Source organism: Paenibacillus sp. GCM10027629, from assembly GCF_042676425.1.
GTDB classification, from domain to species: domain Bacteria; phylum Bacillota; class Bacilli; order Paenibacillales; family Paenibacillaceae; genus Paenibacillus_K; species Paenibacillus_K terrigena.
In genome coordinates, this window is record NZ_JBHTGZ010000012.1 from 719,930 (window position 1) to 743,287 (window position 23,358).

The following is a 23,358-nucleotide window of genomic DNA, read 5'->3' on the forward strand; positions in this document are numbered from 1 at the left end:
ATAAATTACCTTCTATAACAAATGAATGACCACCGGCTCCCCGATGGTCAATCTCCTTACATCCGCTATTCAACAACCGCCGTAAGCAGCGGCATCGTATAATAAACAGGCTTCTCTTGCTCATTTTGCTGATACAAGACGATTAAAAGTGTCGACTGCTCCTCAACGGTCGCCTGATCTCCGATCAACGCATGCAGATTGAACGGCAGCATTTCAATGACTGCGTGCTTATGAAGCTCCTTCTCCGATAGGCCTAGCGCTGCAAAGTCTGCGGATATCCGGTCCGGATGTTCCGCTATTTCCTTGATATACGCAGCCCACGCATTCTTCTCCATCGTGAAATCCCACCAGATTTTACGCGGCTTATACTTGTGATTGAGGAAGTAATCGAACTTCATCAACCCCAAGATGATGTCCATCTGCTTGGTATCTCGTGATTGGAGGAAGCTGTAGAGTCTCGTGAACAGATCTTCGAGCTGATGTCCGATCTTCTGCCAGCCTTGCCCTTCCCAATAATCGCCGAACGCTTGGAAGAAATCGAACGCTGAGTCGAATTCCTGGGTAATCAAATATTCGAGCGTATGATTCATCCGATGGGCGTTCCAATATTTCTCCAGCACATCCTCTACCCGCTTAATCCGTACCAGATCCGAGAACGGCAAAATATCGTTACCCAGAATCTCATACGGCGCATGATCCATATAAATATAGTTGTACTTATGCGCATCGATTCGCATCCCCGTACCGCGCAGCATTTTGAGGAACCCGAGCTGTAATTCTTCCGGACGCAGTGCGAACACATCGTTGAACGTCTTCCGGAACGTATCATAGTCCTCAAGCGGCAAACCTGCGATCAAATCCAGATGCTGATCGATCTTCCCGCTGTCCTTCACCTTCTGAACCGTACGCGTAAGCTTCGCGAAGTTCTGACGACGCTTCACCAGCTCATTCGTCTCATCGTTCGTCGATTGTACACCGATCTCGAAGCGGAATACCCCTGGCGGCGCATGTTCTGATAAGAAGTCCAGCACCTCTGGGCGCATAATATCCGCCGTAATCTCGAATTGGAACACGCATCCGCGGTGATTATCGATTAAGAACTGGAACATCTCCATTGCGTAATCCCGCTTAATGTTGAAGGTCCGGTCCACGAATTTGATCAGCTTCGCCCCATTGTCAATCAGATAGATGATATCTGCTTTCGTCTTCTCAATATCGAAATACCGCACGCCTACTTCAATCGAAGACAAACAGAATTGACAGCTGAATGGACAACCCCGGCTCGTCTCAAAATAAACAATACGCTTCGATAAATCCGGCAGATCCTCGGCAAAACGATGCGGTGACGGCACCTGTTCCAGATCCAGCTTCGGTCGGCCTGGCATCAGTATCACTTCAGTCCCTTTACGATAAGCAAGGCCGTAGACGAAATGATATTTTTGCGTCGTCTGAATTTCGGTCAGCAGCTGATGGAAGGTCTCTTCCCCTTCCCCCATCACGATGAAGTCCACGTCCTGAAGCCGATCCATCCAATAGTCTGTATCATAGGAAACTTCAGGACCGCCGAGGATGATCTTCACTTCCGGCATTATTTTCTTCACCATACTGATGACCTCAATCGTCTCTTCGATGTTCCAAATGTAGCAGGAGAATCCGATGACCTCGGGTTTGCGGCGGAATAGGTCGGACACGATGTTCATGACCGGATCTTTGATCGTGTACTCGGCCAGTTCAATATCCGGGAAGTCTTTCTCGCTGAACGCTTTGAGGAAGCGCAGCGCAAGTGATGTATGAATGTATTTCGCATTTAGCGTAGATAGTACGACTTTCATGTGTTTACCTCGTTCTCTATGTGCAAATTTTATTAGAGGTTGTTCAAAAAGTCCGCTGCTCATTTAGCTTCCACTAAACTCCGCTGCTCTGAAAGTTTTTCGAAGAAAAACTCGCTTCGGAAGCATAGGCCTTCAAGTTCTTGCAACCTTAGCATAGGCTTACGATGCTCGTTTTCTGCGAAAACGCTCAGGTGCTGAAAACCGTACTTTTTGAACTCTCACTTTTAGAATGCTCTTATTCTAGCAAATTTAGCCGACCTAGTCTTCAAAACCATGGCTCTCCTGCATACTCTTCTCTTGGAAAAATTGCAGGAACGGCGCGCCGTAGTTACGGAACTTCTGCTCTCCGACCCCTTTGATACGCAGCATGGCTTTCTCGGTCGTCGGACAGAGCTCAGCCATCTCACGCAGCGTCGCATCGTTGAAAATAATATACGGCGGCACTTTAGCCTTCGCAGCCAAATCCCGGCGGATGAGTCGAAGCTGCTCGAATAAGGTCTCGTCCATGGAGCCAGGCCTTGCTTCTGGCTGCTTGTGCACCTTCTGGAACACTTGGCGCTGACCCTTCAATACCTCAACGGCGAGAGGGGCGATTTTGACAACCGGATACTGCCCTTCAGCCAGCATCAGATAGCCTTCGGCGATCAAGACATTGATCAGATCACTGATCTCCTTGTCCGTCGATTTACGCATCACGCCATAGGTCGGCAGTTGGTCGAAACGGTATTGCAGCACCTTCTTGTTCGCCGAGCCTCGAAGCACACCTGCAATCATCGATACGCCGAACCGTTCGCGCATACGATGGATACAGGAGAATATTTTCTGCGCCTCAATCGTAATGTCGACGAGCTCCCGTTCATCCTTACAGGAACTGCAAAGACCGCAAGGCTTGCGCTCACCCTGATCTTCGAAATAATCGAGAATCGCAATATTGAGACATTTCGGCGTATAGCAGTAATCTACCATCGTCTGCAATTTCCGATATTCATTCGACTTGCGCTCCGGGGATTGCATGTTCTGTTCGATCAAGAACTTCTGCGTAATAATATCCTGCGGACCGAAGAGCAAGATGCATTCGCTCGGCTCGCCATCCCGGCCTGCCCGGCCCGCTTCTTGGACATAGGCTTCCATATTTTTCGGCATATTGTAGTGAATGACGTAACGCACGTTGGATTTGTCGATCCCCATACCAAAGGCATTCGTTGCCACCATCACCCGAATATCATCATAAATAAAGGCTTCTTGGTTGTGAGCACGCTCCTCGTCTGACAGCCCAGCGTGATATTTGCCAACATTCAGACCTTTGCGATGCATCGCCGTGTGCAGTTCGTCCACATCTTTACGCGTAGCTGCATATATAATCCCCGGCTGCGATGCATGCGATAGTGCATAGTTCATCACGAAGTCCCGTTTGTTCTCACCACGCAGCACCTGCATCGCCAGATTGTCGCGCCCAAATCCTGTTACGAACAGATTCGCATCCGTAAGCTCCAGCAGCCTCGCCATATCCTGTGTGACTTCCGGTGTCGCCGTCGCAGTAAATGCGGCAAGGATCGGCCTTGTCCGAAGGTTTCGTACGAATGGCGCAATCGCGAGATAGCTCGTCCGGAAATCATGTCCCCATTGGGAGACACAGTGTGCTTCATCAATCGCAACACAAGAAATCTGCAGTGACTCGACACGCTGACAGAACCAATCGGAGTCAAGCCGTTCTGGCGCAACATAGAGCAGTTTAAGTTCACCACGCTGTGCAGCGGATAGCCGCTCATTGACTTCCCGTGTTGTCAGCGAACTATTAATATATGCTGCTGAAATACCTACCGTATTCAGTGCATCTACCTGATCCTTCATAAGTGAGATGAGCGGGGATATTACGAGCGTCGTTCCCGGGTAGAGAAGCGCAGGAATCTGGTAGCAGATCGACTTCCCGCCGCCCGTCGGCATAATGCCGAGTGTATCGTGGCCTTCAAGGAGGCTCGTAATAATCTTCTTCTGCCCCTCGCGGAAGGACGGGTATCCGTAATATTGCTGCAAAGCTTTTTGAGCTTGCTCTAACATGTAATCTCTCCCATGACCATGATCTTCATCTCTCTATTTTACCACAATAGAATTGAAAGTACTTCGACAGAAGTTTTCTCACTATATTTTCCAGCCTACCTGGATAGGAGGATCTGGTAAGTTCCTGCCGCTAGATCAGAAGCTAATGGTCCCGCTCCTTATCGAACGTGTGATGAATGGAGGGACGATCATCCCCCTCATCCCCTATCAACCCAATCTCCTTACATAATTCCATCAATTGATGGACGCCTGTATATTGCTGCCGATTACGCCGATGAATCCGAAGGAGTGCATCTTCGGCGACTGCTGTAGCTTTCTCTATGCTGTGATGCTCAATGGCTTGAACGATCTCTTTCATCTTGTCCAAGTAATACACCGTCTTCCTCAAGGTGCTAATCAATAAAATTCGTCTCACATGCAATGGTGAATAGAGCCGATATCCGTTGTCAGGATTCCGTATGGGTGATAATAGCCCTTCCTTCTCCCAGTGCCTGATCGCCGAAGTCTGTACATCAGTCATCGCTGCCACTTCGACATCATCGGACCGCTGGTAGAGCGACGCCAAGAAATTGAGGCTTACGGTTGGGACGTCGCCTTGCTTGAAGGACTCGACCACACCCAAGCGATGCAGGCTGCGAGCGTGCTGCCTATTCTACGTCCTTGGCTAGATAGGAAGCTGTAACCATGAAGTAAAAACCTCCAATTCACAGATGTCATGTGAATGGAGGTCTTCTTGGGTCATGCTATTCCCACTTAAACGTAAAGCTAGCCACGATAAACGCAACAATCATCCAGGCGCAGAGCAGCAATCCTTCGCTCCATAACTGGGTAATGCCAGCGCCGACGTTCATAATCTGACGAAGCGCCGTACTGAGATGCGCAATTGGAAGCGCCTTGATGATCGGCTGCAGGAATGCCGGCATACTCTGAATCGGGAAGAACACGCCGCCGAGGAACATCAACGGGAACGAGATAAAACCTGCGATTGGGCCCGCACTTTCCGGCGTCTTCGCAAGTCCCGCGATTATGAATCCAATTGCCATGAACGCCAGTGTCCCGATGATGACAAATCCGAGCAGTAGCGCCCAGGATCCGTTCATCTGCGTACCGAAACCAATGGAACCAATGAGCAACACGATTAACGCCTGTGCGCCATTTAAGATGAGTCTTGCCGTAATCTGTGCTGCGATAAAGGTCGATGCTTTGAGCGGTGTGCTCTGCATCCGGCGTAATACGCCGCGCTCCCGCCAGGAAGCGATCTGCCCTGCTACACCATTTAAATTGTTCGACATGATCATCATCGCCACGATCCCTGGTACGAGAAAGTCGATATATTTCAGATTCAGGGATTCAATGCCTTTGGGCTCAATTGTGACCACAGGATTATATTTCAGGAAGCTTTTACTGATACCGTCGACAACCTGGGACACGGCATTTAATGCTGCCCCTGACTTCTGTGCCTGGGTCTCATCATAGTACACTTCGACGCTACCATGCTCCGCAATGGCAGCTTCAGGAGAGGCCATCGCCGCCTTCAGCTTATCCCCATAGCCTTTCGGAATGACGATAACCATCTGATTGTCGCCTTGCTTCAACTTCTCCATCGCATCGGCTTGAGGCGTCTCGCTATCCAGCTTCAAAATTTCTTTCTGCTGATCAAGCGCTGCGACGAAAGCCTTCGATTCCGTCGTCTGATCCAGATCAATAAGACCGCCATAAATGCTCAGGCTGCCGTTGCCGCTGAACAAATAACCGAACATCACCATGAAGAAGACCGGGAAAAATAATGTAAAAAACAACACTTGCTTATTGCGTCCGAATAACCGGAGCTGTGCGATCGTTAATTGGCCATAGGCTCTCATTCTTCTCTCAAGCTCCTTCCGGTCATATGGATGAAGACATCTTCTAATGTCGCTGTTCGTGTTAGTAAGTCTGCGAATTGAATGTCCTGCGCTTTACAATGATCAATGAAGTCCGTCAGCGTCTGTTGAAGATCGTCTGTATAGAGCACATACGTGTCCTTGCGGAACTCCGCAAGGCGTACGCCACTCAACTGCTGCAGTTCACTCAGCAGATTTTCTTTCCGCGCACCGCTCCATTGCAATTCTTCAGGTATCCGGAATTCAACCGCACTCTCCGAATTCATATTCGAAATGAGGTTCCGTGGTGTATCGAGCGCAATAATTTTCCCCTGATCCATTAGACAAATCCGATCACAGAGCAGCTGAGCTTCATCCATGTAATGCGTACTGATGACGACGGTTTTGCCGTTATCGCGCATTTTCAGAATAATATCCCAGAGGGTACGCCGTGCTTGCGGATCGAGTCCTGTCGTTGGTTCATCAAGGAACACGATCTGCGGATCGTTCACGAGTGCCAATGCGATGGCAAGACGCTGCTTCTGCCCACCGGATAAATTTTTCACCCGGTCATTGAGCTTCTCTTCCAGCGTCACACTCGCGAGCAGGGGGCCAATTGGCACCGTATGCTCATAGAAGCTGGCATACATCTTCGTAATTTCCTTCACTTTCAAGAGCTCGAATAGCGAAGTCGACTGGAGTTGTACGCCGATCACCGTCTTCACCTTGCCAAGATCCGTGCGGGTGTCATATCCCGCAACCTTCGCACTGCCTTCATCCGGCTGCCGAAGACCTTCGATCATCTCCATCGTCGTTGTTTTCCCTGCTCCATTCGGTCCGAGAAGGCCGAAAATCTCGCCTCTGCGCACTTGAAAATCGATGCCGCCCACTGCTGTAAAGGAACCATATCGTTTGCGCAGTCCTTGCACATCAATAATCGTCTCACCTTGATCGCTATGCTGCTGTAGATTCGAAGTCACCTGGTCCCCTCCTTCATGAAATTTACCAAACTTTACCTCGTATAGTATAATACGCGCACTTTCCAGCTACAAGAGAACAACTCAGAATTTATGAGAAGTTATTCTGACCATGGACGAACGCCTTGGCGAGTGCAACCATCTGTTCCTCTACCTTTCGATTTACCCGATTGCCGTCCACCTGATAAGCGATCTGGTAGTGAATCCCGTCTATATAGAAATTGATTTCATTCGCATTCGTCACCGTCATGTTGACCCGCTGCTTCTCTTCGTCATATCCATAATATTGATAAGTGTAGGCGCTATTTGTTTGAATGATATGATGATAGTAAGGAACCCCTTCAAGGATATAACCTTGCTCCAGCTTATTTCCGAAAAGATCTATATCCTTTACTCCTGTCAGATTAGCGAATGGATCCTGTGCCACCTCTGTCATCCGAATAATGAAGAATTCGTTGCCATAACGCCCGTACTCGTCCTTATCTTTCAGATAAGTCAGCTGGATTTGATGATGTAGCGTCTTTAATTGACCTTGCTGGAATGTAACAAGATAAGCCCGCTCTTGACCAACGTGAAATGGAAGCTTCGTCGTATCAACTGTCTTTATCTTCGATTGCCAGGGCTCAGGCAGTGGTGGAAGCCCTTCCTTCATATCTAACGGCTTATAATACGAGATAGACTTCTCATCCATTACAGATTGATAGATTTCGCTATTCGCAAACCCAGCCCCTTTTACCGTCCCTGCACCACTTTGCATCTCACATCCTCCTAAGATAAGAAGGCAGAGGCTTATGAGGCCGATACATCGTAAACGTCTCATATGGTTCATTTTTTATCACACCATCCATTGGGAATTACATCCATTGTATCCTGCGTATGGCTATCTGTTCAATTCGAAATGAACGGGAAGCCGTAAATTTTGTCCGTTTAGGCGTGACTCCGCATTCATAGCAATTCCAAGCCCTTCATGGTATAGTGAGTCCCAGAGATATGTAGAAAAGTATCGTTAAAAGCAGAAAAAAGGTGGTCTCACGCATGCAACATCACAAAAAGAACTCCCCGAAAACCAAGCGTCCCAATATTAGTCAATATACAGTCAAAGAACCGGCAGAGCTGCTGCCTTTTTTATTACATAAACAGTCCAACCTTGGCCGCAATGCTGTAAAATCTATACTGGCTCGTGGGCAGGTCTCGGTCAACGGTCGGGTCGTGACGGAATACAATTGTCCCCTCGTTCCCGGACAAACAGTTACGATCAATAAAGACAAAGTTGCGGAGGAGCCGCAGCTCGTCGGCCTGACCATTTTACATGAAGACGAGGACATTATTGTCATCCAGAAAGATGCAGGTTTGCTGTCGATCGCATCTCCCCAAGAAAATGAAATGACAGCTTACCGGCAGCTAACGAGTCACGTTCGAAGTAAAGACCCCAAAGGCAGAATTTTCGTCGTGCATCGGCTGGATCGTGATACGTCTGGTGTTATGATGTTCGCCAAGAGCGAGAAAGTCCAGCAATTGCTACAGAACTCCTGGCAGGAAAGTGTGAAGGATCGTTCCTACGTTGCCTTAGTGGAAGGACAAGTCAAGAAACCGGAAGGCACCATTTCGTCTTGGCTGAAAGAGAGCAGCACACTAAAAATGTATTCCAGTTCTCGCCCAAATGACGGTCAACACGCTGTGACCCATTACAAAGTTATGCAATCCAATAAAAACTTCAGCTTATTAGAGGTCCATCTCGAAACTGGGCGGAAAAACCAAATTCGCGTCCACATGCAAGATCTAGGACATCCCATTGTCGGCGATAAAAAATATGGTTCGCGTTCTAACGCGATTCGTCGACTCGGTCTTCACGCACGTGTATTAGCTTTTGTGCATCCGACGACAGGTCAGCTCTTACGGTTTGAATCCACCATCCCCAAATCGTTTCTTAACCCTTTCCGACAATCTCCTTCTTAAGAATTTTAAGGTTTGCTGACTTGTTTTTCAAAGGCACGGATATAATTGTCCGTGTCTTTACTTTTGTAATCAAGGATTTCAGTTTAGGCGGCGGTTAGCCTGCTGCCATAAATGATCAAAGCAGGAAAATGGATCATCCATCCAGAAAAAATATAAACAAGATATTTAAATTGATTAGGTGGAAATGTTCAAACTGTAGATATAATTTAAGTACAACCCGTATTTGCATCGCATAAAACAGTCGAAATGGAGGCTATATGAATGGAGTTAACACAAATCATTGATGATGTATTTCAAGCGGCTCAGTCAGGTGAAGCTTCACGGATAAAAGACATTTTAGAATCTCACCCGCACCTTGCAAATACAGAAAATGGAGATGGGCTTACACCTTTGGGATATGCGGCACATTTTGGTAACAAAGATGTAGTAGAGATATTGCTAAATTATGGTGCAAATGTTGATGCGATATCTCATTCCAAGATATCTTACATTCCTTCGAATACAGCACTGCATGCAGCAATAGCGGGGGAGCGTAACGTGGATGTAATCAGATTGCTCTTAACTCATAATGCGCAGACAAATATTAACGACAGCAATGGTCATACTAGTCTACATACTGCTGCATTCCATGACGATAACATAGAAATTATTCGCTTATTGATCGAACATGGAGCCGATGTTAACGCTAGAATCGAAGGTGGAGAAACTGCATTGTCTCTTGCAATAAAGCAAGGTAACAATAACGTAGCGGAACTTCTTCGCCAAAACGGAGCGATACTCTAATTTCTTATAGTAGCTTGCTACAAGTATGTCTAGGTCTTGACGTGATTTACAGTTCAAAATAGAATAGAGCCCTGACAATCGCAGTCAGGACTTAAGTTGGTAGAGGCTTGTCGTATAGCATGTTCACACTGTCCTCAACACATGTGGAGTGCTGCTCACTGTTAGTCAGGAAAGACTAATATCGGAGGTGTATTAGCGGGCCTTTTTTACTCTCCACCATACACTCGGAGAATTGTATTATGGGTAATAGAACAACTGCCTTAATAGGTATTTATTATATAGAACATAGGAGGATTACATGGCCTGGAGCAAATTGAAACAACAACTAGAGGGTTTTCTCTGTCCTGCGTTATATGGAAGGGTCGAATACCGTGCAACCAGCTACCGTTATTTACCTGATAAAGCAGGACTTTGTTATATTGCGGTAGATAAAAAGAACGTACTCAATATGAGTGATAAAACTACCTTAATCAGATGGTATCAGACGGAGCTGGAAATTAAGAATGATTCAGCTATCCAAATTCCTATCCATGATGAAGAAATTGAAGCGATCAGAAAAGACACCAAGGGAACAGTTCCGGAGGATCGTCTAAAGGTAATTGCAAGAAGTAGAAAAATATCAGAATATGCAAAGGAGCTTTTGTCAGCACAATCATCATTAAGTAAATCAAATTTTATAGTTGTTGCTACTAAGTTTTTATCCATTTCTATAGAGGAAAGCATGGAGAGCAATGATATCTTATTGAATATACTAGCTTTGGTAGACAGACGAGTTGGAAAAAAGCGAATTTTAAACATGACCGAGAAGATGAAGTTAAAGCATCCAATTGTGCAATATTTTTATGAACTACGGCTTAGTACGTTATAAAAATAACTCATTTACCTCCAGTCGAGAGTCCTGCAAAGGATATAGCAGCCAAAATCTAGCCATATCAAGAAAGATCGAATGCCATTCCTGTGTTAAGAGGGGAGATTTACTGTCTTCCCTTCGAGGGGGCGCGACACGTTTGATGCTTCCGATTGGTGTTACTTTTGTTATCAAGTTTGATCTTGTTGAATGTTGTCCTTAACCCTATACCAGTACTTATAAATTTCCGAGTAACCGATTTTTGAATAAAGTCTTAACGCAGGTGCATTATTGGCTACTACCGCTAAATAACTGTATCTTGCTCCATTTTCTTTCCCCCACTTTAACAGATTTAGTATCATCTGTTCTCCGAAACCTCGATTTCTAAAATTTATATCCGTTACGATATCATATAACCCAATGTATTCTCTTTCAATAACTCCAAGACCGCAAGCAATAACTTTTTCTTCGTAATAAAGCGATACAAATCCTTTTTTGGTTTTAATATTGGATAGCATACGTTCCATAACGTGTTTGTCTTTATCTTTAACGTTATTGAGCCTACAAAAATTTTCTAACCAATCAGCAGTGATGTTTTCATAGATTCTAACTGAAGTTAGTTCGGGTTCGATTATGTTATCTAACTTCAAGGTTTGGACGCTTGTAGTATCAATCACTGAATAGCCCTTTCCCTCTAATGAGCCATCTAGATTTATGGGGTGAACAAAAGGAGTGATTTTGTATGTTGTTGGTAAATTATTTGCTGAATAAATTTTCTCACACTCTTCGATTTTATTATTCAAATCATAAGTTGAATAATGAATTGGGTTAATGGAGTTTGCTCGTTTTGTATAGCCATCTGCGAAGCGCAACACCCATCCATCATATAGCAGAGTGGATAAGGGTTGCCAGTGGTTTAAAGATAATTCCTCAATGAGTTTGTTATCCATCATTATCCTCCACATTATTTTTGAATAATAATACTCTATATCAAATAAATATACAATCAGTTTTATTGCGATGAACACAGGGGTTTATCTCCCCTCCATACACCGTTTCCATCCTGTTCCAGTACTCATATCATAAACGAAAACAGGGAGGAAATGATGTATGCCTAGCAACGGAACGCTGTGTGAGCAATTTTCAAAAATAATCGGTGGACAACCCGGCTTTGCCGGCGGAAAATGCGTCTCGACCATCAATCGAAATGACATCAAAGCAACGATTCTAGGGAAAAGATTTCGCATAACGTCCTCTTTCTCGTTCGAATCATTAAATGAAAGGACGGGCAGAGCACTTTGTTTAGGTAGAGCGGCATTCTTAGAGAAAGAAGTCAATAAATTCATCGCGGCTATTCAAGTGACGTCTGTCCATAACGAATGGTTATTCGAGCGGCCCCGCTTGATTTATATCAATATTGAAACAGTCGATAGACCACTTGTTTTCGCAAGGAAAGTGAAGCGAGCGTTAGATGCTATTCATAAATAAGAGGTTGAGAAGGATGGCTATAGGACACGCTGTTGACAGATACCGTAAAGAGGAGCGATAACGCCCCTCCTTTTTTGGGCTCTTGCCCATTTTCCACAACGATAGATAGGCGCTAGCATAGGATACATGGTGAATGAAAGCATGAGAGGAGATTGAGGATGTACCCTAGATCATACTGTCAATATCCATGGCACCATCCGATGCATAGCAACTGGCACAACCCGTGGGTTAACCCTTGGAATCAACCCTATTATCATTGGAGCGGCAACTGGGATGCTTATTATCGAGACATTGTGTTGAAAGATTATGGACCCTATCCATTTGTCGTGAATATTGATCAAGCAGCCAAGCAGAACAATAACTACCGCACCGCTTTATGGACAGGGAAACACTTGCAAGTAACGCTGATGAGCATCAATCCTGGAGAAGACATCGGTTTGGAAGTCCATCCGACTACAGACCAATTTATACGCATTGAAGATGGTCAAGGACTCGTCCAGATGGGAGATCGCAAGGATCAATTAGATTTTCATCAAAACGCCTACGATGGCTATGCCATTATGGTCCCTGCTGGGAAATGGCATAATGTCATCAATACAGGGAATAAACCGCTTAAAGTTTACGCGATCTACGCGCCACCTGAGCATCCATTCGGAACAATTCATGAGACGAAAGCCATTGCCATGGCTTCTGAAACATCGTAAGGGGGGTAAAGCCCCCTCTTTTTTGTCATTGGCATGCGCAAGGAACCTGCTGCTTCTGCATCTCATCTAAATTTTCCTTCCTGGCTAGATTATGCGTCCATTCATGAAGCGGCAGATCGTGGCGCGCTTAACCTGAAGCAAGACGTAAGGCTGGTTAATGAAATCACAACGGTCGAATCGAATTGGTTCTTGGAGCTTGTGAAAGAAGGCCATTTCACTGAAGGTCAACAAGTGTTGTGTGTCGTTCCCGAGAGTGGTAGATTCTCAGACCTCTATTATGATGTAGGACCTGCATGATATGATCATAAGAAAAAGGGGCTCCTCCGTCATTTTTTTGACTGTGGAGCCCCTCTTGCATGAATCTAACCGTGATTCTCCATCGCTCGCATCGACTCAGCAATCTTCGCCATGATGGAGCATTCGATTCGCTTGCGGAAGATATCGCAGCTGAAGTCATAGATGCCGTTGATGGAGCCCGTTGCGTGCAGGGCATTGGCCGGACAGCCGCCGCTGCAGTACAGCTTGGCCCAGCAATCTTTGCATTCTGGCTTCGAATAACAATTGCTTTCTTTAAATTGGCATTGCAGCTCAGGTCTTGTGATGCCATCCCAAATGTTCCCCATGCTATACGCATCATCTCCTACGAATTGGTGACAAGGGAACAGTTCGCCCCATGGCGTGACCGCGAGATATTCTGTGCCTGATCCGCAGCCGGTGATTCGCTTCTGGATGCAAGGACCTTCTGAGAGGTCCAGCATGTAATGATAGAAGATAAACCCTTTGCCTTGTTCATCCCGCTTGACCATTTCCTTAGCGAGTATTTCGTACTGATTGTAAATCTCCGGGAGATCCTCCTCGGTAAGTGCATAAGGCTCCCGCGGATCACAGATGACCGGCTCCATCGAGATTTTGTCGAACCCAAGGTCTGCGATATGAAATATGTCATTCGTGAAATCGACATTGTTACGCGTATAGGTTCCCCGTACATAGTATTCTTGGTCTCCACGCTGTCGAATGAATTCTTGGAACTTCGGTACGATATGATCATAGCTACCTTTTCCAGTCACGGTTGTGCGAAGTCGGTCATGAACCTCTTTTCTGCCATCCAAACTTAATACGACATTGTACATTTCCTGATTTAAGAACTCGGTGATCTCATCGTTCAACAGCATGCCATTCGTCGTGAAGGTGAAGCGGAATTTTTTCTTATATTCTTTTTCTTTGCTTCTTGCATAAGTTACAATCTGTTTGACCACGTTCCATGCCATCAGCGGCTCCCCGCCGAAGAAGTCAATGTCAAGATTTCGATGGTGACCCGAATGTTCCAGCAGGTAATCGATGGCTCTTTGTCCAACCTCATAGCTCATGAGTGCGCGATCACCGTTGTATTTCCCTTGGCTGGCGAAGCAATAGTCGCAGGATAGATTGCAGGTATGCGCGACATTCAGGCAGAGCGCCTTCACATAGGTCTGTCGATTTTTCAGATCGATCGAGAGATTTTCATACGGATCCTTGGTGAACAGCTGCCCCTGGCTTCTCAGCTCCTCCACCTCCGCGATGGTTCCTCGAATACTCTCTTCGGAAATGGCCGGATCATATTCGTATTTCTCCGGTATAAAGGACAGGATCTCGTCCGGGGACGCTTGCTCATACAGCGCGATGATGTCATACGCCAATTCGTCGACAACATGCACCGACCCGCTATAAGTATCGAGGACGATGTTATATCCGTTCAGTTGATATTGATGAATCATACTGCTAATCAAGCTCCTTTGCCTACATGTTGACACGGGTTAAAAAATAGCCGCCCATCTACAGCGCAGTGGGCGGTGAACTCCAAATCCTATTTGTTCATTGCGTTTTCACAACGCTGGTTTGCTACTCCACAGGAAGTTTTGCAAGCAGACTGGCAAGATGTCTGGCATGCGCCGCATCCGCCGTGTTTTGCGGTATCCATCAGTGTTCGTGTGCTTAGTGTTACGATTCTTTTCATCATGAATAACTCCTCTGCCATTTCAATTCGTTCAAACCAATAAAGATAACAATGTGAATGATTTCACTTTTTTACCTTTAACAAAGGTAACAACGACCACAGATGGACGTCAATCAAATAGATCACACCTAAATCACCGTCAGACGGCTACCGCCTTCCGACCGAAGCAGAGTGGCAACATGCATGTAAAGCCGGAACGACGGCCTATCAATATGGAGGGGCACCAAACCCCTCTACACCTAACTTATTAAGCCGTCGATGTCATCGGATGTTTAACGTGTACCGGATAATGATGTTCCCCATTCGTTCTTACGAATAGACCTCCCGGATAGCTAGCCTTATTCAGTACGAGATCAGGATCATCAGGCGTGTAATGAAATGTTATTTTTTTCGTATCACGCCCTGCGATCTTCGTAAGTATATCTTGCGTATGAATCTCCTGCGTGTGGACCATATCGAAAACATCCATATGATGATTCTCTTTCTTATACACCACAATGACATTCTCTTCTTCCAGGTAGTACATATCCTCTCGGAAAACGTTCAAGCCATAAAACATGAAAATCCCTTGCGTGTGGTCCGTTCCTAAGCGCTTCGAAACCGGTAATCTCTCCGATACGAATTGATAGATCAGATGCAGATCCTCCGCTCGACTCACATTTAGTTTTCGGATCCCGGTAGGCTCAATCTCCCTCGGGGTAAAGTCCATCGTAAACAGATATTCTTCTACGGCTTGAAACCCAAACTTCGGGTAGAAACCCAGAACCGAATCATTCGCAAAAAGATACATGACATCATATTGTTTCTCGTAATCTTCTAGCACTTTGTTCATTAAGCTTGTGGACAACCCTTGCCCTCGGAAATCCGGATGTGTCATAACGGTTCCGATTTGTATCGCGCTTTTCTTGTCACCATCTATCACTAAATCAAGTAGGTTCACCGAGACATTTGCAACCACTTGGTCCCCTTGCGCAAATGAATACGGAATGTATCGTTCATTCCAAAAACCCTTCTGGTACCATTCTTCAAAGCTTATCTCAAACGTACGATGAGCAAGCTCCGAAAGACTCTTCCTAAGCACATCGTTATTTTTATAATCCTTCACAAATCGAGGTTCTTGCACGGATATCCCTCCCTCCACTTTCGTCAACATCATAGTATCACACCGATGTGATATACATAGGCAGAGTTTATTTATATTTGTTTTGGACACTTGGAAGGTCGTATCAGGTAGAATATCGAAATCAATAAGTAAAGGGAGGCGAAAGGATTGGACCTACCACACGATTACCCGGAGAATCACGGACTTTCTTCACAAGCTCTAACCCATTTTTACGCTGCAATCGAAAAACAAAGTTTAGACGTAAATACATTTATTTTGATACAAGACGGCTGCGTCACCTCGAAATTCGCGCGCTCCCCTTATCGGCTAGATTGTCCGCAGCTGTTATTTTCACTGAGTAAGAGTATCACTTCCCTTGCTGTGGGGATCGCTTGGGATCACAGTCTATTAAGTTTGGAAGATAAGGTCATATCTTTCTTTCAGAATCGGCTTCCTGATCCTGTTTCGCCGAATTTATCGAAAATGACGATTCACCATCTATTGTCTATGAACGCGGGACACCATGAGGATATTTATGCTGTTGTTGCGCAAGAAGAAGACTGGGTGAGCACTTTTTTATCCTTAGAGATCGAACATGAGCCTGGAACGCATTACCGTTACAGCACGCATTCTACGTATATGTTGGCCGCCATTTTGGAGACAGTCACGGGGCAAAATGTAATAGATTTTCTTATGCCGACACTGTTTGATCCATTAGGAATACCACGACCCACATGGGAAACCTGTCCGAAAGGGATGACCGCTGGCGGAATGGGGTTAAGTCTATCGACGGAGAGCATCGCGAAGATTGGCCTCATGCTCTTAGATCAAGGCGTTTACGCAGGGAAGAGAATACTCTCTGAGCAGTACATTCGACTTGCGACGTCCGAACAAAGCGATAACCGCTTAGGCGCAAAGCGTATCGATTCCGCACAAGGCTACGGCTACCAGATCCATCTGTGTCGGCGTGGGTGTTATCGGGGGGATGGTGGCTTTGGACAGCTTTGTTTTGTTGCGCCTGAAGAAAAGATCGTCATAGCAGCAACATCAAGCTTCGAGAGTATGAATCAATTACAGACCCTACTCGATTTAATTTATGAGCATATTTTCGATCGCTTAGACAAGAGCGATTCGCTTGCTCCCGAGAACCGAAGTGCATTACAATCTCAACTGTCTAAAATGAATAACTCAGCGCTTCCGTCGCAGTCCATCCCTTCGAAGATGCCTGATATCCATCAGCATAGGTATGCCCTGCAGCCTAACCCCTCCGGCCCTCGAACCGTGGCATTCACGCAGCAGGATACAACGCTAACGGTGCATTTTATCTACAGGGATTCGAAAGATCAATTACTGCCTTTCGACTTCACTAGCCCCCTTCACGCAACAAGCGTCTTCAACAAAGACTTATCGATATGTTCGCAGGAGGTTGTCACCTATGCATCTTGGCAGAGTCACGACACCTTACAGCTCACACTGTTCTATATTGAAACGCCCTACGTGGTCACCTATACCATCGTATTCCATGGTGAGTCCATCAATCTCCAGTTCGACATCAATGTATCCCTGAATATATCTGAATATTGTGTTACAGGGGATTTATTACACGACCACTTAATAAAGGAGCGATCCAATGCTGATCCAAGGAACGAACATCGATATGAAACTCGTTGAGGTGTCTGATGCGCAGGCACTTCTTGCTCTTCAAGTGAAGAATAAAGATTTTTTCCAAGCGTTCTCGGGTAAACGAGACGAGCATTTCTATACGTATCAAGGACAAGTCGATCGAATTCTTAACACGCTGAAATCTCAAAAGGACGGTACAAGATATCTTTTTCTAATCCATTCACGAAATGCAGGCGAATTAATCGGTGAAGTGATGTTATATAAGGTCGTTCGTGAAAATCTAGAAAGCTGTGGAATTGGCTACATATTGGATCAAGATCAGAATGGAAAAGGATACATGACGGAGGCGGTAAAGCTGGTGGTGAACTACGCTTTTACGGAACTGAAGCTTCATCGGATCGAAGCCGGGGTTATGCCACATAATACCGGGTCTATCAAAGTGATGCAAAAAGCTGGTTTCACCCAAGAAGGATTAGCCAGAAAAAATGTAAACATCAATGGACGATGGGAAGATCATCTGACATTCGCCATTCTGGAAGAAGATGTTATCGGGCAAGAAGGTTAACAAGGTTTATACGAAGCGCCTTGCAGTTCAGGAACGCTCCTGGCCGCAATAGCTCGAGCTGACCAGTTCATCTTTAACAACAGCTCTAGTTTGCTGCGTTCGGTTAGTATAACTCATGGTGAGATTCCCTTGTGTGAATGGTGTGTGGTAACTTCATTCTACACGAATCTTCCATGGGCTATTTTTATTTCAGAATGTCGCACTTCATATTACAATCCATCAAAAGAAAAAGCCATGTCTCCCCCCAATCGGATAACATGGCTTGAAATTGTATTATTGAGCTTGATCCATCCTCATCAGGAGACAAGCTGCTGGGTTATGGTGTCTGTTTCATATAAGTCCCTTTTATAAATTGATACATCCAGTCATACAGCTGACGTACCGCGGGATCTTCGCTTCTCGAGCTGTCCAGCAGTGCCGTGTTTCCTTGGTAATACGCTTTGAAAATATCTCCCATATAACCGTAATCGATACCGCCGTTTAAGTACTCGATATATCGTGCACGAAATGCGGGATCATCAATCATACGTTCGTCAAACTCCATCTCAACACCCATATGATACTGTTGCGACAGTCCTGTGGACGTTTCAAGCCGCTCTACCGGTGTTTCATCAAAGAAATGGTTAGGCTGCAAGGCAGCGATATCGAAGCCCAATTCCTCCCATGCGTAGTTTTGGTTCCCGAAGAAGTTAGGAATCCAGAAGAAGTGCTTTTTCTCATCATGGACAAGGTCACTTGTATAGCGTATTAACTGTTTATCATATGAGTCCCCAGCATGTTCAGCGAGCCAATACATGCCCGTCAGCTCCAGATGGGAATAACCGGAAGCCTCCCAGCGTGTGCGGAGTTCATTCATGTACCAATCCACGGCCTTCTTGCGGTTAGCCAATGCTGCTTCTTCGCCCACTTCTTGAGATACCATATTTTCGGATACACCGTCACCGTCCACATCTCCAAAATCGCTGAGCTCTTTCCCCGGGTGAGGAATCATCAATACAACCTTCGTTTTGTGCTTCTGATCGCCAAGCTTCAGTCCCGCTTCCTTCGTGGCATCATTCAGCTGCTTCAAATCGCCTTCCGGAGCGAACGTTTTGTCCAGATACCATTGCCAGGCCGTTAGATTAGCTGTTCCTGTTCCGTAATTACCTCCCCAGTCTTTATACCATAAGCCCAAATACAGCACACCGTCATACAACCAGTCCTGCGGCTTGCCCTTCTCATCCACATAACTGATGTATGGCATGATGTTCTCCTTCGTCCAATCCCCATCGCCGTTTTCATACCAGCCGTTGTAGAGCAGCATTAGATTGTCAATGCCGCCGCTGGCTTTGCCGGCAAGCGCATAAGCGGGCTCGTCGACCGGGATTTTCGCCGATCCTTTGGCTTTGCCGTCAACACCCCATACTTCGATTTCATCAAGGAATGCAAACGTTCCTGCAATGAAGGTCACTTTCACATACCGAGCCTGCGCCGTGGTGGCCTTGGGATGTCCCTTGGCAGGCACGCCGTCGGTAACGCCATCCCAATTGTAATACTGCTCGGTAGCCGGTCCCGACTCCCAGATCGGAAGCTTCGTATTGACATGGGCGAGCGTTCCCCATTTCTCACCATCCATCGAGACGTACATGGATACGGTATTGGGATAGAAAATGCCGACTTCTGAATGCTGCATAAAGTGCGCCTTGATTCCGCTGATGGATTTCAGCTCTCCTAAATCGAAGACAACCTCTCTCGTTTTGCCTCTCAGATGACCTTGCCAAGCGGGATCGTAAAAGGTAAGGCTCGCATCATAGATGCCGTCGGTTAATTCCCGCTCCGAATCGGGGTAATTTTCATAAGGGGGATCTGACAAGGTATAGCTTAATCCCGCAACTAAATTCCTGGGCTCTACATGATCCTGATCGGCCTGCACGATTGATATACTCATAACAAACGTAATTGCTGCAAGCCCGAGAAGCAGCAGCTTGCGTCCCTGATTCCATTTTTTACTCATTCGTTCAACCTCCGCATACATTAATATTTAGATTGAATAATACCGATTGCCATAGAAAAACGGATTCCAGATAAACTTGATTCATGCAGTATGGTTAACCGACGATGCCGGATCGCTCGACACTTTCAACGAACTGCTTCTGCAGCAGCAAGTAAAAAATAATGATCGGTATGATCACTAGCACAATCCCGGCATTTAACCGAACAGATGTCAGCATATACTCCGGCGAATTTCCAGCAAGCAGACCAGGAAGCGCAGCAAGCTGCATCGACAGAACCTTCGTTTCCGTCAAATACATCGATACATAGAATGAATCGTTATACTGCCAGACAAAGGAGAATAGTTATCAACTCCTAATCAGAAAGCGTTTTCACTTTACTGTTAATAGACCCTTTCAATCTTCAATAACATATGATATTCATAGAAACGGCTAACAGATCACCACCTCAATAATTCCCTTTCTAGTTTTCATTAGTTATAATTTACTTAAAATACCAAATGTTGATTGAACTAAATTATAGCATTAACCCTAAAGTCGTCTTTACACTTTTGTATAAAATTATAGGATTATCGTACAATTCCCCGAAGACATTTGACCAAGCTTAGTTAACGAATAACATACACAGGATTCCTGCATTTTTAGGGGTTAACAAAGATGATACACAAAGCTCTAACCGGAGACGAATGAAGCGCTTCGCAATATTCTTGTGCCGAAGGCTCTTGTGGTTACGCCTAACTTATTCGAGGCTTTGCAACTCAGCGGCATGACGCTGATTAAGAGCGTTGAGGAAATGAAAGAAGCAGCTGCCCGAATTCACGAGAAAGACGCGAAATACGTCCTTGTCAAAGGCGGCGAAAAGCCTTCATTACCAAAGCCATTCGCCATTCCTTCGTGTTGAATCAAGGGTGCCTATATTCTCTCGCACCTCTAGCTTTTATGTTGATTTTGTAAGAATTGGAATATATTCTTTCCGCGATTGGGATGAGCAAAAACTAGAAAACGCCTTGCAGTTCAGGAACACTCCTGTCCGCAAGGCGCCTTTCGTTGTCTCCAACGCTTCACCGTACTACATCTCCTTCTCCCCGAAATATTCCAGGTATTTGCTGGGTGTGCCGTGGGCGTATTTCTTGAAGATACTGATAAAATATTTGTAGTCGCTGAAGCCAATATCCTGTGCGATCGTATAGACTTTACCGTCCCCCGCTTTTAATAAATCAATCGACTTATGGATGCGGTAGCGATTTAGGAATTCATTGAATGTATAACTGGTCTCTGCCTTGAATTTTTGATTCAAGTAATAAGCGCTTAAGCCAAGCTCTTCAACCAAGTCATGAATGCTGATTTTTTGGGCGTAATTCTCTTGCACATAGGCGATCATCTTGGATACATACTTCGAAGTCTTCGTCTCTTTCTCCAGAAACCGACTGTTAATGATCTCCTCTTTCTCTTGCGGATGATTAGAAATAATCTCGTATTTGCGGAGAAGGTCCACTTTGGCCTTCGCCGACTCCAAGGCTGCGATGAGCTGGTCGTCCTCTAGCGGCTTCACGAGAAACTCGGTCACACCTAACTGAATGGCCTGCTTCGCCAAATGAAATTCATTATAACCCGAGATAATGATACTGCTGAAGGTATGCTGCTCCAGCCCCTCACGAATCATGGAGATGCCATCCATAATGGGCATGTTAATGTCCGTAATCACGATATCAGGCTTGTATTCGCAGATTTTCTGCAGCCCATCTTGTCCGTTCAGCCCCTCCTCAATCACAATACAATCATATTTCAACCAATCGATACTAAATCGAATGCCCCGCCTTATCATATCTTCATCTTCAACAAGCAGTACTTTAAACATCTGATCCACTCCTTTCGAAAGGAATTGTAACGGTCACACAGGTACCTTTTCCTTGGATGCTATTCATGCGAATCCCAGACGCTTCGCCATACAGAAGCACTAGACGACGATGAACGTTGTACAGTCCGATATGCTGCGTCATGTTGTTCTGGCTTTGCAATAGCTGATTGACTTCCTGCAATGTCTTCTTATCCATCCCTTGACCATGATCTTGAACCTCAAGAATCAGCTGTTCGTCTGATATATACACACGAATCTCAATCAGGACATTGCTCTGATTCTGATACCCATACTTGATAGCGTTTTCGATAAAGGGCTGCAGTAAAAGCTTAGGAATGCATATATCTTGCGTCTCCTCCGTAACGGAAATGCGATACTCGAGTCGCTCATTGAATCGAATTTGCTGAAGCTTCAAATAATCGCGCACATAATTCATATCATCCTTCAGCTTGACGCTGCGATCATGTCCGATACTATAACGCAACAAGCGAGATAATAGGATTACAATCTCTTGTGCTTGATTTGCATCGATCTTGATCGCATACCGTAAGGTTTCGAGCACGTTAAAAATGAAATGCGGGTGGAATTGCGCCTGCAGTTGTTTGACTTCGATCATGGTACTCAGTTCCGACAGCTCTTTATTTTTCTTGAGCAAGTCCTGCAGCCGGTCCAGCATCGCATTATACTCATGACCCAGCGTTTCGAATTCATCCCCCGTCTGAATATCGACGTAACCATCTAACTTCCCATCTCTTAACACGTCCAGCGCAGCAACGAATTTGTCAATCGACTCCGAATTTCGGGATGACATTTTATTCGATAGGAACTGCAGCATAATCCACAACAGCAAACAAGTCGCTACGATAAAGATAGCCACGGTATAGTACGTGTATTGCTCTGAGTTATAGGAATTCAGCGTAAATACTTGCAGCGGCGTGCCTTGGATAGGTTTGGAATACATATAGTAGCTTCCGTTGTTAATCTGGGCATGTCCCTGATTATCCAGCGTAGGTTGGAACTTGTTTAGAACCCCTTTGGTAATGTTACTGGTGGTCGCAATGATCGTCTTATACTCATCGGTAATCAACGCGATTTCATTATTTTGCGTAAAGATCAGCTTCTGAAAATCGGCTTCATATAACTGATAGACAATGTAGCCAATCGTCTGACCATCTTTCACGATCGCTCGGCCAAACGAATAGCTTGTAGTCCGATCATGCGAGTACCGGAAGCTGTTCATTTCAGCTATCGTCTCATTCGGATACATCTCTACCCGGTGAATGAAGTTTCGGAAAGAAAAGTCGGAATCCAATAAATTCGTTGGTGCAGAGGTAGCGAGGAAAATCCCGTCTTTGTTCAGGATATGGAATATGCCCTTCACCTTCTGTTGGTTGTTGAAATCATAGAATTCAGAGTATACCTTCTCGCTTCCCAAATGTGTACTCACATAGTTCACAACGGCAGGCGAATCCGCCATCCGCTGAATCTCATCATGGTATTGTTGATAGACTTCAGTGATGGAATGACTGATGGATTGTGCAGCTTGATTCGTTTTCTGCATGATGTTGATTCTGCCGTTGACAATCGTAAATATAACGAACAAAACCATTAATATCGCAAACGGTATCATCGTATATAAACGAAACAAGCGACGGGTCGATTCTTTAAAATTGCGATGTTTTCTACGTTTCATGCTGTCCTCCGACTATAAAATCCGTCTAT

General features: G+C 45.5%; 21 protein-coding genes and 3 pseudogenes. 10 read left to right on the forward strand and 14 right to left on the reverse strand.

Annotated features, from left to right (window positions below; genetic code table 11):
- Window positions 1–65 precede the first annotated feature (65 nt).
- From ACFQZR_RS23945 to ACFQZR_RS23970, 6 genes and pseudogenes are all read right to left on the reverse strand, one after another.
- On the reverse strand, window positions 66–1,832 hold the full coding sequence (locus ACFQZR_RS23945) for a B12-binding domain-containing radical SAM protein (RefSeq protein ID WP_379350566.1): 1,767 nt from the start codon (window positions 1,830–1,832) through the stop codon (window positions 66–68).
- A gap of 258 nt (window positions 1,833–2,090) precedes the next feature.
- Complete coding sequence (recQ, locus tag ACFQZR_RS23950; RefSeq protein WP_379350568.1) at window positions 2,091–3,890, reverse strand: DNA helicase RecQ; 1,800 nt, start codon at window positions 3,888–3,890, stop codon at window positions 2,091–2,093.
- Between the two features lie 142 nt (window positions 3,891–4,032).
- Window positions 4,033–4,422, reverse strand: a pseudogene (locus ACFQZR_RS23955) (TioE family transcriptional regulator); the annotation flags it as partial.
- A 211-nt stretch (window positions 4,423–4,633) separates the two neighbouring features.
- On the reverse strand, window positions 4,634–5,752 hold the full coding sequence (locus ACFQZR_RS23960; protein ID WP_379350570.1) for an ABC transporter permease: 1,119 nt from the start codon (window positions 5,750–5,752) through the stop codon (window positions 4,634–4,636).
- A complete protein-coding gene (locus ACFQZR_RS23965) occupies window positions 5,749–6,729 on the reverse strand; it encodes an ABC transporter ATP-binding protein (protein WP_379350572.1) in 981 nt (326 codons plus the stop codon). Before ACFQZR_RS23965 ends, ACFQZR_RS23960 begins: the two co-directional genes overlap by 4 nt.
- A gap of 88 nt (window positions 6,730–6,817) precedes the next feature.
- Window positions 6,818–7,483: a hypothetical protein gene (locus tag ACFQZR_RS23970; protein ID WP_379350574.1), complete on the reverse strand. Its 666-nt coding sequence runs from the start codon at window positions 7,481–7,483 to the stop codon at window positions 6,818–6,820.
- A gap of 278 nt (window positions 7,484–7,761) precedes the next feature.
- On the opposite strand from ACFQZR_RS23970, the gene ACFQZR_RS23975 reads away from it, so the two are divergent.
- The 3 genes from ACFQZR_RS23975 (at window position 7,762) to ACFQZR_RS23985 (ending at window position 10,333) form a co-directional block, all read left to right on the forward strand.
- The gene (locus ACFQZR_RS23975; RefSeq protein WP_379350576.1) at window positions 7,762–8,682 is read left to right on the forward strand and encodes an RluA family pseudouridine synthase; all 921 of its coding nucleotides are present in this window, start codon (window positions 7,762–7,764) and stop codon (window positions 8,680–8,682) included.
- A 261-nt stretch (window positions 8,683–8,943) separates the two neighbouring features.
- Entirely contained in the window at window positions 8,944–9,465 is a 522-nt protein-coding gene (locus tag ACFQZR_RS23980) for an ankyrin repeat domain-containing protein (protein ID WP_379350578.1), read from the forward strand.
- Window positions 9,466–9,763: 298 nt separating this feature from the next.
- On the forward strand, window positions 9,764–10,333 hold the full coding sequence (locus ACFQZR_RS23985; RefSeq protein ID WP_379350580.1) for an SF0329 family protein: 570 nt from the start codon (window positions 9,764–9,766) through the stop codon (window positions 10,331–10,333).
- Window positions 10,334–10,503: 170 nt separating this feature from the next.
- Here the strand turns inward: ACFQZR_RS23985 and ACFQZR_RS23990 are convergent, their stop codons facing one another.
- Window positions 10,504–11,340, reverse strand: a complete 837-nt coding sequence (locus ACFQZR_RS23990; RefSeq protein ID WP_379350582.1) for a GNAT family N-acetyltransferase — start codon at window positions 11,338–11,340, stop codon at window positions 10,504–10,506.
- Between the two features lie 82 nt (window positions 11,341–11,422).
- On the opposite strand from ACFQZR_RS23990, the gene ACFQZR_RS23995 reads away from it, so the two are divergent.
- The 3 genes from ACFQZR_RS23995 to ACFQZR_RS24005 all read left to right on the forward strand — a co-directional run bounded on the left by ACFQZR_RS23995 (window position 11,423) and on the right by ACFQZR_RS24005 (window position 12,801).
- Complete coding sequence (locus tag ACFQZR_RS23995) at window positions 11,423–11,800, forward strand: DUF1259 domain-containing protein (protein WP_379350584.1); 378 nt, start codon at window positions 11,423–11,425, stop codon at window positions 11,798–11,800.
- Window positions 11,801–11,958: 158 nt separating this feature from the next.
- Window positions 11,959–12,504, forward strand: coding sequence for a cupin domain-containing protein (locus ACFQZR_RS24000; protein ID WP_379350586.1), 546 nt, complete (start codon window positions 11,959–11,961; stop codon window positions 12,502–12,504).
- 33 nt (window positions 12,505–12,537) lie between these two features.
- A complete protein-coding gene (locus ACFQZR_RS24005) occupies window positions 12,538–12,801 on the forward strand; it encodes a hypothetical protein (protein ID WP_379350588.1) in 264 nt (87 codons plus the stop codon).
- Window positions 12,802–12,866: 65 nt separating this feature from the next.
- Here the strand turns inward: ACFQZR_RS24005 and scfB are convergent, their stop codons facing one another.
- Both scfB and scfA read right to left on the reverse strand, forming a co-directional pair.
- Complete coding sequence (gene scfB / locus ACFQZR_RS24010) at window positions 12,867–14,258, reverse strand: thioether cross-link-forming SCIFF peptide maturase (RefSeq protein WP_379350590.1); 1,392 nt, start codon at window positions 14,256–14,258, stop codon at window positions 12,867–12,869.
- Between the two features lie 89 nt (window positions 14,259–14,347).
- Window positions 14,348–14,497: a six-cysteine ranthipeptide SCIFF gene (scfA, locus tag ACFQZR_RS24015; protein ID WP_083927148.1), complete on the reverse strand. Its 150-nt coding sequence runs from the start codon at window positions 14,495–14,497 to the stop codon at window positions 14,348–14,350.
- Window positions 14,498–14,636: 139 nt separating this feature from the next.
- Between scfA and ACFQZR_RS24020 the strand changes: the two are divergent.
- Window positions 14,637–14,816, forward strand: a pseudogene (locus ACFQZR_RS24020) (SUMF1/EgtB/PvdO family nonheme iron enzyme); the annotation flags it as partial.
- Here ACFQZR_RS24020 and ACFQZR_RS24025 read toward each other — a convergent pair.
- Window positions 14,745–15,620, reverse strand: a complete 876-nt coding sequence (locus tag ACFQZR_RS24025) for a GNAT family N-acetyltransferase (protein WP_379350592.1) — start codon at window positions 15,618–15,620, stop codon at window positions 14,745–14,747. The pseudogene ACFQZR_RS24020 and the gene ACFQZR_RS24025 sit on opposite strands and share 72 nt — an antisense overlap.
- 147 nt (window positions 15,621–15,767) lie before the next feature.
- Here ACFQZR_RS24025 and ACFQZR_RS24030 point away from each other — a divergent pair, with 147 nt between their 5' ends.
- Both ACFQZR_RS24030 and ACFQZR_RS24035 read left to right on the forward strand, forming a co-directional pair.
- Complete coding sequence (locus ACFQZR_RS24030) at window positions 15,768–17,270, forward strand: serine hydrolase domain-containing protein (RefSeq protein WP_379350594.1); 1,503 nt, start codon at window positions 15,768–15,770, stop codon at window positions 17,268–17,270.
- Window positions 17,230–17,787 carry a GNAT family N-acetyltransferase gene (locus tag ACFQZR_RS24035; RefSeq protein WP_379350596.1) on the forward strand — a complete coding sequence of 186 codons (558 nt, stop codon included), beginning with the start codon at window positions 17,230–17,232 and terminating at the stop codon, window positions 17,785–17,787. The genes ACFQZR_RS24030 and ACFQZR_RS24035 overlap by 41 nt, the downstream gene beginning before the upstream one ends.
- A gap of 316 nt (window positions 17,788–18,103) precedes the next feature.
- Here the strand turns inward: ACFQZR_RS24035 and ACFQZR_RS24040 are convergent, their stop codons facing one another.
- A complete protein-coding gene (locus ACFQZR_RS24040; protein WP_379350598.1) occupies window positions 18,104–19,780 on the reverse strand; it encodes a DUF4855 domain-containing protein in 1,677 nt (558 codons plus the stop codon).
- Window positions 19,781–19,874: 94 nt separating this feature from the next.
- Window positions 19,875–20,078, reverse strand: a complete 204-nt coding sequence (locus ACFQZR_RS24045) for a hypothetical protein (protein ID WP_379350600.1) — start codon at window positions 20,076–20,078, stop codon at window positions 19,875–19,877.
- A 376-nt stretch (window positions 20,079–20,454) separates the two neighbouring features.
- Between ACFQZR_RS24045 and ACFQZR_RS24050 the strand changes: the two are divergent.
- Window positions 20,455–20,640: pseudogene (locus ACFQZR_RS24050) on the forward strand (bifunctional hydroxymethylpyrimidine kinase/phosphomethylpyrimidine kinase); the annotation flags it as partial.
- Window positions 20,641–20,847: 207 nt separating this feature from the next.
- On the opposite strand, the gene ACFQZR_RS24055 reads toward ACFQZR_RS24050, so the two are convergent.
- Together ACFQZR_RS24055 and ACFQZR_RS24060 are read right to left on the reverse strand one after the other, a co-directional pair.
- Window positions 20,848–21,636 (reverse strand): response regulator transcription factor, encoded by a 789-nt coding sequence (locus tag ACFQZR_RS24055; RefSeq protein ID WP_379350602.1) that lies wholly within the window; start codon window positions 21,634–21,636, stop codon window positions 20,848–20,850.
- On the reverse strand, window positions 21,629–23,329 hold the full coding sequence (locus ACFQZR_RS24060; RefSeq protein ID WP_379350604.1) for a sensor histidine kinase: 1,701 nt from the start codon (window positions 23,327–23,329) through the stop codon (window positions 21,629–21,631). The genes ACFQZR_RS24055 and ACFQZR_RS24060 overlap by 8 nt, the downstream gene beginning before the upstream one ends.
- Between the last annotated feature and the right edge of the window lie 29 nt (window positions 23,330–23,358).

Bases quoted from the DNA above. Each gene is read 5' to 3' on its own strand.
- ACFQZR_RS23945 (WP_379350566.1), bottom strand. From the start codon at position 1,832: ATGAAAGTCGTACTATCTACGCTAAATGCGAAATACATTCATACATCA.
- recQ (WP_379350568.1), bottom strand. From the start codon at position 3,890: ATGTTAGAGCAAGCTCAAAAAGCTTTGCAGCAATATTACGGATACCCG.
- ACFQZR_RS23960 (WP_379350570.1), bottom strand. From the start codon at position 5,752: ATGAGAGCCTATGGCCAATTAACGATCGCACAGCTCCGGTTATTCGGA.
- ACFQZR_RS23970 (WP_379350574.1), bottom strand. From the start codon at position 7,483: ATGCAAAGTGGTGCAGGGACGGTAAAAGGGGCTGGGTTTGCGAATAGC.
- ACFQZR_RS23975 (WP_379350576.1), top strand. From the start codon at position 7,762: ATGCAACATCACAAAAAGAACTCCCCGAAAACCAAGCGTCCCAATATT.
- ACFQZR_RS23980 (WP_379350578.1), top strand. From the start codon at position 8,944: ATGGAGTTAACACAAATCATTGATGATGTATTTCAAGCGGCTCAGTCA.
- ACFQZR_RS23985 (WP_379350580.1), top strand. From the start codon at position 9,764: ATGGCCTGGAGCAAATTGAAACAACAACTAGAGGGTTTTCTCTGTCCT.
- ACFQZR_RS23995 (WP_379350584.1), top strand. From the start codon at position 11,423: ATGCCTAGCAACGGAACGCTGTGTGAGCAATTTTCAAAAATAATCGGT.
- ACFQZR_RS24000 (WP_379350586.1), top strand. From the start codon at position 11,959: ATGTACCCTAGATCATACTGTCAATATCCATGGCACCATCCGATGCAT.
- ACFQZR_RS24005 (WP_379350588.1), top strand. From the start codon at position 12,538: ATGCGCAAGGAACCTGCTGCTTCTGCATCTCATCTAAATTTTCCTTCC.
- scfB (WP_379350590.1), bottom strand. From the start codon at position 14,258: ATGATTCATCAATATCAACTGAACGGATATAACATCGTCCTCGATACT.
- scfA (WP_083927148.1), bottom strand. From the start codon at position 14,497: ATGAAAAGAATCGTAACACTAAGCACACGAACACTGATGGATACCGCA.
- ACFQZR_RS24035 (WP_379350596.1), top strand. From the start codon at position 17,230: ATGCTGATCCAAGGAACGAACATCGATATGAAACTCGTTGAGGTGTCT.
- ACFQZR_RS24040 (WP_379350598.1), bottom strand. From the start codon at position 19,780: ATGAGTAAAAAATGGAATCAGGGACGCAAGCTGCTGCTTCTCGGGCTT.
- ACFQZR_RS24045 (WP_379350600.1), bottom strand. From the start codon at position 20,078: ATGTATTTGACGGAAACGAAGGTTCTGTCGATGCAGCTTGCTGCGCTT.
- ACFQZR_RS24055 (WP_379350602.1), bottom strand. From the start codon at position 21,636: ATGTTTAAAGTACTGCTTGTTGAAGATGAAGATATGATAAGGCGGGGC.
- ACFQZR_RS24060 (WP_379350604.1), bottom strand. From the start codon at position 23,329: ATGAAACGTAGAAAACATCGCAATTTTAAAGAATCGACCCGTCGCTTG.